The sequence below is a fragment of the Streptomyces sp. NBC_00104 genome (assembly GCF_045160825.1).
Classification (GTDB): domain Bacteria; phylum Actinomycetota; class Actinomycetes; order Streptomycetales; family Streptomycetaceae; genus Streptomyces.
The window spans coordinates 6,050,278-6,063,710 of record NZ_CP108215.1 but is presented as its reverse complement, the minus strand read 5'-3'; the positions used below and the strand labels follow the sequence as shown (position 1 = coordinate 6,063,710).

At 72.1% G+C, this 13,433-nt stretch carries 13 protein-coding genes and 1 pseudogene; 9 read left to right on the top strand and 5 right to left on the bottom strand.

Going from position 1 to position 13,433, the window contains the following annotated elements; all coding sequences use genetic code 11:
• Window positions 1-74 precede the first annotated feature (74 nt).
• The 3 genes and pseudogenes from OG272_RS26700 to OG272_RS26690 form a co-directional block, all read right to left on the bottom strand.
• Entirely contained in the window at window positions 75-602 is a 528-nt protein-coding gene (locus tag OG272_RS26700; protein ID WP_327728565.1) for a potassium channel family protein, read from the bottom strand.
• Window positions 592-1,926 (bottom strand): diacylglycerol kinase family protein, encoded by a 1,335-nt coding sequence (locus OG272_RS26695; protein WP_328223692.1) that lies wholly within the window; start codon window positions 1,924-1,926, stop codon window positions 592-594. The genes OG272_RS26700 and OG272_RS26695 overlap by 11 nt, the downstream gene beginning before the upstream one ends.
• A gap of 356 nt (window positions 1,927-2,282) precedes the next feature.
• Window positions 2,283-2,543, bottom strand: a pseudogene (locus tag OG272_RS26690) (glycoside hydrolase); the annotation flags it as partial.
• A 95-nt stretch (window positions 2,544-2,638) separates the two neighbouring features.
• Between OG272_RS26690 and OG272_RS26685 the strand changes: the two are divergent.
• From OG272_RS26685 to OG272_RS26670, 4 genes are all read left to right on the top strand, one after another.
• Window positions 2,639-4,183, top strand: coding sequence for a fused MFS/spermidine synthase (locus OG272_RS26685; RefSeq protein ID WP_405895066.1), 1,545 nt, complete (start codon window positions 2,639-2,641; stop codon window positions 4,181-4,183).
• Window positions 4,184-4,259: 76 nt separating this feature from the next.
• On the top strand, window positions 4,260-4,508 hold the full coding sequence (locus tag OG272_RS26680) for a hypothetical protein (RefSeq protein ID WP_405895065.1): 249 nt from the start codon (window positions 4,260-4,262) through the stop codon (window positions 4,506-4,508).
• Between the two features lie 340 nt (window positions 4,509-4,848).
• Window positions 4,849-5,316 carry an SHOCT domain-containing protein gene (locus OG272_RS26675; protein WP_327728568.1) on the top strand — a complete coding sequence of 156 codons (468 nt, stop codon included), beginning with the start codon at window positions 4,849-4,851 and terminating at the stop codon, window positions 5,314-5,316.
• A gap of 31 nt (window positions 5,317-5,347) precedes the next feature.
• Entirely contained in the window at window positions 5,348-5,836 is a 489-nt protein-coding gene (locus OG272_RS26670; RefSeq protein WP_327728569.1) for a hypothetical protein, read from the top strand.
• A gap of 224 nt (window positions 5,837-6,060) precedes the next feature.
• On the opposite strand, the gene OG272_RS26665 is transcribed toward OG272_RS26670, so the two are convergent.
• Complete coding sequence (locus tag OG272_RS26665) at window positions 6,061-7,398, bottom strand: hypothetical protein (protein ID WP_327728570.1); 1,338 nt, start codon at window positions 7,396-7,398, stop codon at window positions 6,061-6,063.
• Between the two features lie 184 nt (window positions 7,399-7,582).
• Here OG272_RS26665 and OG272_RS26660 point away from each other — a divergent pair, with 184 nt between their 5' ends.
• A complete protein-coding gene (locus tag OG272_RS26660; RefSeq protein ID WP_327732164.1) occupies window positions 7,583-8,005 on the top strand; it encodes a DUF6325 family protein in 423 nt (140 codons plus the stop codon).
• Window positions 8,006-8,077: 72 nt separating this feature from the next.
• Window positions 8,078-8,365 carry an SHOCT domain-containing protein gene (locus tag OG272_RS26655; protein WP_326580033.1) on the top strand — a complete coding sequence of 96 codons (288 nt, stop codon included), beginning with the start codon at window positions 8,078-8,080 and terminating at the stop codon, window positions 8,363-8,365.
• Window positions 8,366-8,641: 276 nt separating this feature from the next.
• Here OG272_RS26655 and OG272_RS26650 read toward each other — a convergent pair whose 3' ends face one another.
• Window positions 8,642-9,133 carry a DUF1877 family protein gene (locus OG272_RS26650; RefSeq protein WP_327728571.1) on the bottom strand — a complete coding sequence of 164 codons (492 nt, stop codon included), beginning with the start codon at window positions 9,131-9,133 and terminating at the stop codon, window positions 8,642-8,644.
• A gap of 715 nt (window positions 9,134-9,848) precedes the next feature.
• On the opposite strand from OG272_RS26650, the gene OG272_RS26645 reads away from it, so the two are divergent.
• The 3 genes from OG272_RS26645 (at window position 9,849) to OG272_RS26635 (ending at window position 13,297) form a co-directional block, all read left to right on the top strand.
• Window positions 9,849-10,481 (top strand): RNA polymerase sigma factor, encoded by a 633-nt coding sequence (locus OG272_RS26645; protein WP_326580037.1) that lies wholly within the window; start codon window positions 9,849-9,851, stop codon window positions 10,479-10,481.
• 99 nt (window positions 10,482-10,580) lie between these two features.
• Window positions 10,581-11,489 (top strand): hypothetical protein, encoded by a 909-nt coding sequence (locus OG272_RS26640; RefSeq protein WP_405895061.1) that lies wholly within the window; start codon window positions 10,581-10,583, stop codon window positions 11,487-11,489.
• 539 nt (window positions 11,490-12,028) lie between these two features.
• Window positions 12,029-13,297, top strand: coding sequence for a bifunctional GNAT family N-acetyltransferase/ATP-binding protein (locus tag OG272_RS26635; protein WP_327728573.1), 1,269 nt, complete (start codon window positions 12,029-12,031; stop codon window positions 13,295-13,297).
• The last annotated feature ends 136 nt before the right edge of the window (window positions 13,298-13,433 follow it).

The following is a 13,433-nucleotide window of genomic DNA, read 5'->3' as shown; positions in this document are numbered from 1 at the left end:
GAACGCACGGCTCCGTGGGGCCGTCGCACCGCTGCGGCCGGGGCAGGCTCGGAGCGTCAGCCGACGGAGCCCGGTCACCCGCTCTTCGGGTCCCGTCGCCGCCCGGTATCGACGGCCTTGACCACCACCCGGGCCGCGACCCCGACAAGCAGGATCCCGCCGGTCATCTGGATCATCGTCATGACGCGTGCCGTTTCGGTGTGGGCGGTGATGTCGCCGAAGCCGACGGTGCTGATCACGGTGAGCGCGAAGTACAGGGCGTCGGTGCGGGTGAGGGGCTCGGTGAAGCTGCCGGGTGCGGACCGCTCCAGCAGGAAGTACGAGGTGGCGAAGAGCAGGACGAACAGGGGGACGACGGCGGCGAGCGCCTCCACGGCCCGCAGTACGGGGTACGGGGAACGGACGATCGCACGAACCTGCCAGAGGAACAGCGCCGTCACCGCGATCAGACCGAGGACGAGACCGGCCACCGTTCCGGCGTCGACCAGTATGTCCATGGGCAACAGGTAGTAGGCGAGGACCAGTCCGGCCGACAGACCGATCGCCCGCGCCGCGGCCGAGAGGGTCGTGCGAGGGCCGGGTCCCGCGCGGTCATCCTCCATGTCCCGCGGCCCTCCGGATCGTCGTCATGGCCAGCCGCCGCACCCGGCGCCAGTCCATCGGGGGTCTGCCGCGCGGCACGCCGGGCCGGTCGCGGGGGACCCGCACGCGCAGGGCGCGCGGGTGGATCCGGCACCGGACCGGGGTCGGCAGGGTGAGGGCCTCGCCGTCCACGCCGACCGGGATCGCGTCGGCATCGGCATCGACGACGACCTCCCGAGCGGTCAGTTGCGCGAGCCCGGTCGCCCGGTGCCCGCGGAGCATCCCCGCTGCCTGTGCCGCGCTGTCCACCGTCACGCCCAGCACCCCGAGGACGCCGGAGTCCAGCCGTTCCCGGCGGCCCAGTCCCGCCGGGTCGTCCGTCCGGTACGGGTTGTTGCTGACCAGTACGGCCTGCGGCTGGTCGACGGTCACGCCCTCGGCGCGTACGGCGAGGTGCGGGCCGTACTGGTGCGTGAGCAGGTCGGGCAGCATCTGCAGGGTGGTGCGGACCTTGTCGTCTCGGTAGGCGGGGCTCTGCACGACGGACGCGTAGGCGCCGAACGACGCGTTGTTGACGAACACCCGGTCGTTGATGACACCCAGGTCGATGCGGAGTTCGACGCCGTCGGTGAGTGCGTCGAGACACGTCGACGGGTCGTCCCTGTCCAGCCCGAGGTCCAGGGCGAAGTGGTTGCGGGTACCGGCGGAGATCACCATGAACGGCAGGTCGCGCTCCGCGGCCACGGCCGCGACGAGAGCCTGTGTGCCGTCGCCTCCCGCGACGCCGAGCAGGTCGGCGCCCGTGTCGGCGGCCCGGCGGGCGAGCGCGGCCACGTCCTGCCGGCGGGCCACGTCCAGGACGCAGACCTCGGCGCCGAGTGCCTCGGCCTTCTCCCGCAGCCGGAACCGGCCGACCCTGCCGCCACCCGAGAGCGGGTTCATGATCAGGTACGGGCGGCGCGGCGGCGCCAGTGCGCGTTCCGGGGTCCGTGCCGGGGTGGTCTCGGCGCCTGCCAGCGCGACCCTGCCGCAGAAGCCGGCCAGGACCCACAGCGCGAGCGAGACGAGCACCACCCACAGCAGCCCGGACGCCACGTAGAGCACGACGACGGCGGCGGGGGCGGCGAAGGCCAGGACCCCGGCCAGCACCCGGCCCAGGCCCGTGAGGACGAGCGCCCACCACACGCCCGCCGCCGTCACCGCCAGCCCTGCGGCCCCCACGAGGACGAGCAGCAGGCTGTCGAGCCCGGCGAACAGCAGCAGCACGACGATCGCCCCGAAGCCCGCGGCCAGAGCCGCACGTGCGGCCCAGCGTGGAGCGGGCGCGGAACGGCTTCCGGCCATATCGACCTCCCGCGGGCGGGGTGCCCTCGGTTCATGTCACCGTGCCTCCACCGGGTCCGGCATCACCCGCTCCGGGGGATTCTCCGGAACCACGGCCGCCGTGCGGTCCGGTTCGGCACGGGTCCACCCGGCCGAAGTGATGTCCACCCGGCCGAAGTGATGTCCACCCGGCCGAAGTGGTGTCCACCCGGCCGAAGTGGTGTCCACCCGGCCGAAGTGGTGTCCACCCGGCCGAAGTGGTGTCCACCCGGCCGAAGTGGTGTCCACCCGGCCGAAGTGATGTCCGGCTCGTCGGCGCCAAGTGAGCGTGCTCAGGGGGGCGTGTCCGAGCCGAGGGCACCGTGGGGGACCGAGGGCCGGAATCCGGCGACGATCTCGGCCATGGGGGCGCGGTCCGGGCCGAGCGGTATCCGCCCGGAGTTCTCGCTCGCGTGGTGGTCGGCGTCCTCGTCAGCACCTCCTGAACCGCTCCAAGTGCCGCTGGCTTCCTGCCAGTTGCCGGACCGCAGCTTGAAGTGGTCTCCGTCCGCGCCGACGGTCCAGCGGCCCCGCGTGCTGAGCGGTGGCGTCCAGTCCGCTGCGGCGGACACGGCGGACACGGCGAATGCGACGGACACGGCGAACTTGACGGGCGCGTGTCCTCGAAAAGCGGACAGCCACGGTCAATCAACGGCTCGCAGACGCCTCAAGGGTCGATGAACCGCATGCGAGGATGTCGCCCGTGACCGGATCGTCATCCTCGCCTGCCCCCGAGGGCACGCCTCGCGACCACGGCCTGGGTCCCCGCGCCGCCGCCGCGCTCGTGTTCGGGTCCTCGGCCGCGGTCCTGGTGGTCGAGATCGTCGCTCTGCGGCTGCTGGCTCCGTATCTCGGCCTCACCCTCGAGACCAGCACCATGGTGATCGGCATCGCCCTCACCGCGATCGCCCTCGGCTCCTGGCTGGGTGGGCGCCTCGCCGACCAGGTCGAGCCACGCCGGCTCATAGGCCCCTCGCTCGGGGTGTCGGGAGCGGTCGTGGCGCTCACCCCCGCCCTGCTGCGCACCACCGCGGAGTGGGCGCCGGTGATGCTCTTGCTGATCGCGTCGCTGACCATCCTCGTGCCGGGCGCGCTGCTCTCCGCGGTGACGCCGATCGTCACCAAGTTGCGTCTCACCAGCCTCGCCGAGACCGGAACGGTGGTCGGCCGCCTTTCCGGCGTCGGCACCGTCGGCGCCATCGTCGGCACCGTCCTCACCGGCTTCGTCCTCGTATCCCGGTTGCCGGTCAGCGGCATCCTGATCGGCCTCGGAACACTGCTGGTGGTCGGCGCGGGGCTACTGGAGTGGCGAACGCGCGGGTGGAGCGGCACCCCTGCCCTGACCCTCGCGGTCGTGGCCGGCGGCCTCGCCACCACGGTCGCGCCCGGTGGCTGCGACGCGGAGACCAAGTACCACTGCGCACGGGTCGTCGCAGACCCCGACCGGGGCAGCGGCCGCACACTCGTTCTGGACGGCCTGCGGCACTCCTACGTCGACATCGACGATCCGACCTTCCTGGAGTTCGCGTACGTGCGCGCCCTGGCGTCGGTGGTCGACGCCGCCTTTCCCGAAGGCGAGCCACTTGCCGCCCACCACGTGGGCGGCGGCGGGCTCACCTTTCCCCGTTACCTCGCGGCCACGCGGCCCGGGACGCACAGCGTCGTGTCCGAGATCGACAGCGGGGTCGTACGCATCGACCGCGACCGGCTCGGTCTGCGGTCGGGAGCCGGTATCGACGTGCGCGCCGAGGACGGCAGGCTCGGCCTGCGGCGACTGGACACCGGCAGCCGTGACCTCGTCGTCGGCGACGCCTTCGGAGGCGTCAGCGTGCCGTGGCACCTCACCACGGTGGAAGCGATGACTGACGTACGGCGGGTCCTCGACGAGGACGGCCTGTACGTCGCCAACCTCATCGACCACGGTGCTCTGGCCTTCGCACGTGCCGAAGTGGCCACCCTCGGCAGGACGTTCGAGCACGTCGCCCTCGTCGGCGAACCCGCCGCTCTCGGCCTCGACCCGACCGCCACCGCCGAGGGCGGCAATCTCGTGGTGCTCGCCTCCGACCGACCGGTCGACCTGGGCGCGGCCCAGGAAGCGCTGGACGCCCGGCAGACCGGCTGGAGGATCGCCACCGGCGACGACCTCACCTCCTGGATCGGCGACGCCCGGCCGCTCACCGACGACTTCGCGCCCGTCGACCAGCTCCTCCAGCCGTCCGCCACGCGGGGCAGCCAGTGACAGGACACACGCCCCCATCCTGCCGACGCACCTGAATCCGTCGAACATCCCGCTCACCGAGACGGTGGTTGCCCCGGTGGTCGCCGACGAGGCGGGAGCCCGGCGGCAGCTCTCCGACCAACGGGCCGCCCACCTCGCGCGGATGCGCGAACTCACGGCCGTGAAGACGGCCCCGGGCTCGACGGTCGCCGACGTACTCGCCGCCGACCTGGCGATCGTTCACCCCGCCGCCGACCTGGCGATCGTTCACCTCGACGCCGACCCGCGGTGGATGCAGACCGCAACGGACCGCGTCGCCCACCTGCGCCTGGAGGTGCACCGATGAGTGCGGGCTGGTCGCGTACCGCAGGCGCCAACACGGTGACCCGGTGACTCGGCCGCCGACATCCGGTGCACGAGAAAGCGGAGTGCTTCATCGTGCCCGTGGTCAGAACGAATCGGCCGCGACGGCCAGTACGTAGCCTCCTCCCCCTGGTACCGGACGGCCGCCGCGCCCCGCCGTACGCGGGCCGAACCCTGATGCCGCCGCGCAGGAGCGCGTCCATCGCGTGCCGGCCGCCGGGTGGCCTCACCCGCGCCGGGTGAGGCCACCCGGCCCCGGCCGTGTCCACGCTGAAGGCAGCAGGCAACGGCGGCCGGGCGAGCGCCCGGGACGGAGGAGAGACATGGGCGTGCAGACGTACCTCGCGTACGACTATCCCCTGCTGAGCGTCTTCTGGAGCATGCTCGTGTTCTTCCTGTGGATCATGTGGTTCGTCCTGCTCTTCCGCGTCGTCGTCGACATCTTCCGTGACGACGACCTGAGCGGCTGGGCGAAGGCCGGCTGGCTGGTGTTCACCGTCCTGCTGCCCTTCCTGGGCGTCTTCGTCTACGTGGTCGCCCGTGGCAGGAACATGGGCCGCCGGGAAATATCCCAGGCCCGAGCACAGCAGGAAGCCTTCGACGCCCACATCAGGGAGGCCGCAGGCGGTATGAGCCGGCCCAGCAGCACCGACGAGCTCGCCAGGCTGTCGGAGATCCGCGCCCGCGGCGACATCACGGACGAGGAGTTCCGCCGGGCCAAGGAACTGGTCCTGAGCGGCTCCGGCCCGGCGGAGCACGCCGGCTCCACCACCCGCACTCCCGCCCGCTGAGCATGCCGGACCCCACGAATCGAGGTACAAGATGACCGCGACACACACCCGGCCGGCGCACACGGCGAAGCAGGAATGGGCGACCGGCCTGACCGCCTTCGCGGCGGTGATGCTCTTCCTCGTCGGCCTGCTCGACATCTTCCGGGGCGTCATGGCCATCGCCGAGGACGACATCTTCGTCACGACGCGGCAGTACGTGTTCGAGTTCGACCTGACGGGCTGGGGCTGGGTCCACCTCGCGCTGGGCGCGGTCGCCGTGATCGTCAGCATGGGGCTGCTCCGGATCGCGATGTGGGCGCGCGTCGGCGGCGTGGCCATCGCCGGACTCGTCATCATCGCCAACTTCCTCTCCCTGCCGTACTACCCGGTGTGGTCGGTCGTGATGATCGCGATCTCGGGCTTCATCATCTGGGCGCTGTGCGTGGTCCGGCGCGACAACATCTCCGACCTGCCCGAGGAGCGCCCGGTGGCCGAGGAGCGCCCGCCGGAGAGGATCTCGTATCCGCGCGGGCCCGCTTGAGCACACCGCGGTCGCGGTGTGCGGCGTAGGACAAGGGCCCCCAGGTGGGACCACACGGCGGCGGGCCCATGAGGGCACCGGGTGAGGCAGGGGCCGCAACCGCTGCGCGAGGTCGGTCCCGGACGGGCTCGCCTCGCCCCGGACGCGACGTCCGGCATGCCGTGGGGCGGCCTGCCCGCCCCGCCCTGGGGGTGTCGGCCGTCGCGACGGCGCGTGGCGACACCTCAGGGAGCGGTGGTGGCCCTGGATTCGGTGGCGGCCGGGGCGGATCCGGTGTCGAGGAACTCACGGATCGCGAAGCCCACCAGCACGATGACCGTGGTCCACACCACGACCATCGTGGTCGGGTAGTCCCAGGTGAACAGGACGATCGCGGCGACCACCACGATCGCGGCCCCGATCCAGCGCTTGAAGCGGTGTACGAACCGCCCGACCGCCCCCAGTCGAAGCCCTCCGGAGACCGCCACGTCGCGCAGGGCGCCGATGCTCCTGCGGCAGCCGTTGCGGACGAGAACGGCGATCCGGGACGGACCGCTGAGGAAGGCGCCGACGGCGGTGATGAGGGCTACGGCACCGAGCGCCCGTACACCGGCGCGCAGGAACTTGATCAGCGCGTCGTACACCGCTCCGGCGGCGGCCGGCGACGCACCGGAGGGCAGATGGTCTAGGTAGACGTCACGGAAGACGGTGAGGGTGATCCCGAGAACCAGCATGGCCGCGAACACCGCCAACGCGGCCCCGATCAGCGCGTGCCGGCGGTTGAACGCCGTGTACACCCCCGCCGCGGCCACCAGCAGAGCGATGACGGGCAGCCAGGTGCCCATGATCTCCAGGACCCTCATATAGGTCTTGATCTTGCCGATGTCCTTCGACTGGACCACCACGAAGTCCGTGTGGACGTCCGGGATGTTCGCGGCCACTCCGAGACCGGCGTCGACCAGCCGCTCCTTGACCTGGGCCACGATCGGTGCCACGTCGATGGCCACCTGGTCGTTCTCCAGCGAGACCGCGCTGTCGGCCTCGCCCGTCAGGGCCTTGTCGACGGCCGAGTGCACCTTGCGGTTGGCCTCCACCCAGACCGTCTCGAAGGCACTGCTGGTGACCACCCGCTCCACGGTGCCGCTGACCAGCTGCTTCAGACCGCTCGTGATCGGCGCGTCCAGGTTGCCGACCAGCTGGGCCGCCTTCGGCGGGACGCCCTGCTCCGACACGACGTCCTGCAGCTGTTTGACCAACGCGTTCACGTCGATCTGTGCCAGCACCACGTCGGTGACCCGGTTGGTGACCGCCTTCTGCACATCCGGATCGGACGCCAGCGGCCCCACCGTGGCGACGTAGCGGTCCGTGTCCCGCACGATGCTGTTCGCCCAGACCGCGATGACGGACAGCAGCGACAGCAGGGCCGCGCAGAGGATCAGCAGGACGGAGCCCGTGGACCGGAAGGGGTGGTGCCGGGCCGCCCGCGGACGCGCGCCACTCTCCAGGGCACCGACGCGGTGCCGCAGTTCATCCAGTTCGCCGCGCTCCCGGTTCGAGAGCGGCTCGTCGCCTGTGTGGGCCATGGGCACCAGAAGATCCGTGCGACGCCGACCGCGCGACCCGGGTGCGCCCGACGAGTGAACCGCGTACGACGTGCGGCCGCCCCGGTGCGGTGATGCAATGACATGGGGAAGCAGCCACGAGCCCAGAGGTGACGCCGTGAGCGACGCATTCGACGAAGACGACGGAGTCGACACATCCGGCGAGATGGGACCGATCGACTATCTGGTCGTCGAGTTCCCCGGCAACCGAATGACCGGCGAGGGCTTCCCCCTCCTGGTCGATCTGGTGGACCGCGGTCTCATCCGGATCCTCGACCTGACGTTCATCCGGAAGGACGCCGACGGCACCGTGACCGGGCTGGAGATCGGCGATCTCACCGGCGACGGCGAACTCGACCTGACCGTCTTCGAGGGAGCGTCCTCCGGCCTGCTGGGCCAGGACGACCTCGAAGAGGCAGCCGCCGCCCTGGCACCCGGCAACTCCGCCGGCGTCCTGGTCTACGAGAACCTCTGGGCCGCGCCGTTCGCCGCCGCCCTGCGACGCGGCGGTGCCGAGCTGGTCGCCTCCGGGCGCATCCCGGTGCCCGCGGTTCTGGCCGCGCTCGACGCGACCGAGACCGCGCCCTGACCTGAAGGGCAAGGGCAAGGGCAAGGGCAAGGGCAAGGGCAAGGGCAAGGGGAAGCGAGAAGGGAGATCGCCATGCCGGGACTCATCCGAGGGGTCGCCCGTACGGCCGTCGTCGCCGGAACGGCGACCGCCGTGTCGAACCGTGTATCCCGCCGACAGCAGGGGCGATGGGCGGCCCAGCAGGAGTACCAGGCGCCCCCCGCACCGCAGCCGGCGCCTCCTGCCGAGCGGTCCGCTCCGGCCGCCCCCGACATGACCAGCAGGATCGAACAGCTGAAGCAGTTGGGCGAGCTCAAGACCCAGGGCGTCCTCACGGAAGCGGAGTTCGAGGACCAGAAGCGCAAACTCCTCGGTTCCTGACCCGCTCCGGCGGTGCTCCGTGATCACCACCGTCGGCACTCACCGTCGGCACTCACCGTCGGCACTCACCGCCGGCACTCACCGTAGTGCGGAGGAGGCGCGGCTCCGGCGGAGATCCACTCCGTAAGGGGAGGGCGTGAGGACACACTTCCCCGCAACCAACCAGTCCGCGGGGCCCGCCCCTCGGGCGGACGACGGGAAGGGACGACAGGCCTGGCGCGGCGCCTCACACGTCCCGACCGGCTGAGGATCAGCGGGTTTCGCGTGCCGCGTGCCTCAGCTCGGCAGCCACTTCACCACCGCGTCTCCGCACTCGGCCGTCTGCGCGTAGAACTCCGTCAGCTCCCGGTGCGCCGCCGCGAAAGTGCCCCGTGTGTCGGGCTCCGCGGCGCCGCCGTAGCGCGACAGCAGTTCGTCGCGAGCGAAAACCCACAGCGCGTCGAAGTCGGCCGTCATCAGGAAGCGGGCCACCCGGTGCGCCTGGCCCGCCGTCAGCACCAGGAACGGCGGCTTGTACCGATCGGGGTGGAACACCGGCCGGCCACCGAGCACCACCTGGGCCTGGGGTCGCTCCCCCGCGCGATGCGGGGGAGCACCGACGTAGAGGAGTTCCTGATCCAGATATCGCTTGTCCAGCACCTCCTCTCGATGCCGGTCGACGCGGTGCCGGACGGTGTCCCGGTCGTCCCCGAACAGTCGTTCCAGCCAGGTCGCGCTGTTGCGCAGTGCCGGGGGCGGCACCGCTCGCAGATGGAAGTAGTCGCTCATCACAGAAGGAGCGCACGGGGGCGCCGGAGCATCACTCCGCCCGGCGGACGCCGCGTTCCGGACGCCCACGGCCGTCGTGCGGAGAGGCGGGAGGCGGCTGGCGGGAGGCGGGAGGCGGCTGCGCACCAGTGGTCGTGGTCGCGCGCCCGCCCGCCGCTGGTCCGAACGGGTGTGTGGGGCGGCCGGACCCCGTGCGGTGGTCGGGGTCCGGCCGCCCCCGTCCCTCTCCTTGTCGCTCCCGGGGGGAGTCGGAGCGGCGCGGAGAGAGGTCCGGGAGTGGTCGTGGCATCGACGGCGGGCCTGGCGATCACCGATCACCGATCATGGATCACCGATCACCGTCGACCTGTCCGGAGCGGACTCGGTACTCACACAGCGCACGGCCGGCGCGCAACGTCACCCGGTCGGGACGGCGCGGGTCACGTGCAGGTGCCCGAACACCGGATCCGCCGGGCGCCGCCGAGCCGTAACGCCGTCCGGCCTCGGCGTACGGATCGGCTCAACGTCCGTACGCCGCCCTTTCCTTGGACCTGCCGACGGCCCTCGCGGCTTCACCGGCCACGCGACAGGGGCCCCGACGACGACGTGAGGGACGCCTGATGCGTGGTGACACTTCCGTGAGCACGCACGCTGGTCTCCATGGGGCCGTCGATGCCATCGGGGCTCGTCGGACGAAACGGACTCGCTTTTGAACCAGGTGCGAACGAGGACAGTCTTGGGCCAGGCACGGCAACCCCGCCGCGTACAGACGTACGACGGGGAATTGGGCGCGGCAGTCGCGCGGGCCCAGGACGGGGACGAGGCCGCCTTCGCGGTCGCCTACCGGATCGTGCAACCGGGCCTGCTCGGCTATCTGCGCGGATTCGTGGGCGAGGACGCGGAGGACGTGGCGTCCGACGCCTGGCTGGAGATCGCCCGTGACCTCGGACGGTTCAAGGGGGACGGGGCCGGTTTCCGCGGCTGGACGGCGACCATCGCCCGGCACCGGGCACTGGACCATCTGCGCCGCCAGCGCGTGCGGCCCCGGTCGGCGGGGACCGAACAGGACGTACTGGACATGCCCGGCCCGCACAGCACCGATGTCCAGGCGCTGGAGACCCTCTCCACCGAGCGGGCCCTGGAACTGGTCCGCGGGCTGCCGAAGGACCAGGCCGAGGCCGTGCTCCTGCGGGTCGTGGTCGGCCTGGACGGTACCGCCGCCGCGCGCGTCCTCGGCAAGCGCCCGGGAGCGGTCCGCACCGCCGCCCACCGAGGCCTGAAACGCCTCGCCCACCAGCTGGGCGTCGGGGGCCAGGCGGCGGAGGGTGTGACGGATGAGGCTTCCCGGACGCTGGGGGAGTCGAAATGAACGACGCCCGCGGCAGTGGGCCGGCGGACAGGCATCAGGGCCCGGAACGCCAGGTGAATCGAGCATGTCGGACAGAATCGGACAGGAACGGAAACGAACATGGGTGAACGGCTGAGCGGCGACGGAGTGCCGGGCCGTCGGCGTGTGCACCCTGACGACGCCGCGTCCGGCCCGTGGGAGCCGCGTGACGGCTCCGCGCTGGAGACGGTGCTGGCCGCGGTTCTGCGCGAAGGCGATCGCACCGCCGAGGCCGAACAGCGGGCCGTGAGCGCCTTCCGGGCCGCCCGCTCCGCGGGCGCGCCCCGGGCGCGTACCCGGCGCCGGGACGACTGGCGGCTGCCTGCGGGGCGGCGCACCGGGCGCCCTGTGAAGGCGACGTTCGCCGCCGTGTTCGCCAGCCTCACCCTGGGCGGTGTCGCGGTCGCGGCCATCGGTTCGGCCGGCTCGTCCACGGACGGCGCCGGTACCGACCGGAGGCCCGAGCACCCGTCGGCCTCCGCCCCGACCCGGCCGGGCGGTGAGACCTCGTCGGCCTCCTCCGGCGGCGCCGGACCGACGGACGGCCCGGCCACCGCCCAGGACACCGAGGCCCACTGCCGCGCCTACGAGCAGGTCAAGGACAACGGCAAGGCACTCGACGCCACGGCCTGGCAGCAACTCGCCGCGGCGGCGGGCGGCGAGGGCAAGGTCGCCGCGTACTGCGCCGAGCAGCTGGCGCGGGCGACAGCCGGACCGAACGGGTCCGGCGACACGGGCAAACCGGGCGAGGGCGCTGCGGGAGCCGGCACGGGCACGGCGGGCACGGCGGGCACATCCGGGAACACCGGCACGTCCGGGAACACCGGCACATCCGGGAACACCGGCACATCCGGGAACACCGGCAGTTCCGGGAACAGCGGCACATCCGGGAACAGCGGCACGTCGGGCAACGGGAATCCCGGCAACGACGCCGGCGGAGCGGACAACGGGGCCGGCAACGGCCAGGCAAGCGGCGGGAAGGGCGAGTAACTCCCGAGCCCTTCGGCCGGGCGAGTAACTCCCGCGCCCCTCGGCCGGGCCGCTCACCGTTCGGGTTCCGGTGGCCTCCTTCGCCCCCTCGTGGTGCCCGCCCTCATGAGCCGGCCACCGTCTCGGCGCCCGCACTCCGACCGGGACACGCTGCGGTCGTGGTCGGAGGCCGGTGCGCCTCTCGCCCCCTCATGGAAGCGCCGCGGAACGGCACAGGCCGAGGCAGTGCCCCATCCGTGCCCGTAGGACCGGACAACCACGGTCACCAGCGGTGCGTTGGCCCGCTCGACCACGAGTCGCGTGCCACCCGCGGCGCCGTCGCGGTGTCCACACCGGCGGCGTGCCCATGCCCCCGTCGACCCAGGCCTCTTGGGGTGACAGGCGTGGGGAAGCGACATGCCGCCTGCGGCGTAATCGACTCGTCGCACCGGTCGGCGATGCAAGCCTGTGCCGGTCGGCGGCGTCGTGGCATGCCGATCGCGCGCGTACCCCACGCGGCAGCCCACGATGGGAACCCGGCCGAACACGCGGAGCTGGTCATGACGGGATGGCGGGTCCGGGACTACTCCCCGGACGATCTCGAGGGAGTGCTCCGTGTCGACATGGAAAGCGGCACGACCGAAGAGCCGCCTCTCTTCCCGCTCGCGGACACCGTGACGGCCCTCCAGGCCCTCCACCCCGCTGTGGTGGCCACGGCGGACAACGTGGTCGTCGGCGCCGCGGTGAGCAGGGTGGAGGGTGACCGGGCGTGGATCGTACGCATCTGCATGGCGCCCGCCTGGCGGCACCAGGGGCTGGGCAGCGCCCTGATCTCGGCCCTTGAGCGACGGCTCTTCACCGACGGCGTCCGCACGTTGCACGCCGCCCTGCCCGAGGGCGAGACCGGTGCCGCCGCGCTGCGCAACCGCGACTTCGGCGCCCGGTCGGACCTGGTCCTGTTCGAGAAGCGCAGACCAGTGCCCCCGCCGTCGGCCGACATGCTCTCCTCGCTCGGAGCGGAGCTGCCGCCCGACGGACTGTGGCAGAAGGTCGCGGGTATGCAGAAGGAGAAACAGCTCATCGAGCGCCGTCTGGTCCTGCCACTGGCCCGTCCCGGACTCGCCGCGGAACATGGTGTGGAGCTGCCGCGCGCGGTGATGCTGTTCGGTCCGCCCGGGACCGGCAAGAGCACCTTCGCGCACGCCATCGCCGGCCGCCTGGGATGGCCGTTCCTGGAGCTGTTCCCCGCGCGGCTGGCCGCCGAGTACGGCCTGGCGAGCGGGCTGAGCCGGCGCTTCGACGAGATCTCCCGGCTCGACCACGTTCTGGTGTTCATCGACGAGGTCGAGGAGGTCGCCGGCGCGCGCGGCGGCGCGGACGCGACCGCGGTCGGCGTCGTCAACGAGCTGCTCAAGGCGATCGTCCGGTTCCGCAGCCAGGACGGGCGACTCCTCGTCTGTGCCACGAACAACGTGACCACGCTCGACTCCGCGTTCCTGCGGCACGGCCGCTTCGACTACGTACTGCCGATCGGTCCTCCCGACCACCTTGCCAGGACCGCGCTGTGGGAGAGCTACCTGGCCCGAGCGGCCGCGAAGGCCGACAGCGAGGTACTCGCATCCGCCAGCGAGGGCTTCACACCCGCCGACATCGCCCACGTGGCGCGCACCGTCTCCCAGGCCGGATTCGAGCGCACGTTCGACACCGGAACCCGTGTCTTCCCCACGACGGACGACTACCTGGACACGATCCGCGACACCCAGCCCACGGTCGGCGCCGCCATGTCCCAGGAGTTCGCCGAACAGACGAGGCAGTACGCCCGCCTCTAGGGCCCTTCCCGGGAAGCGCGGCCTGCTCGGCGCCCCCGGACTCGGTCGGCAGCCGATGTACCCGGCCGGCGGATGGGCCCCGCCTGCGGCGGTGTCGACGCGTGTCCGTCCGCCCTCGGTGAGGTTGCCGCCGCGG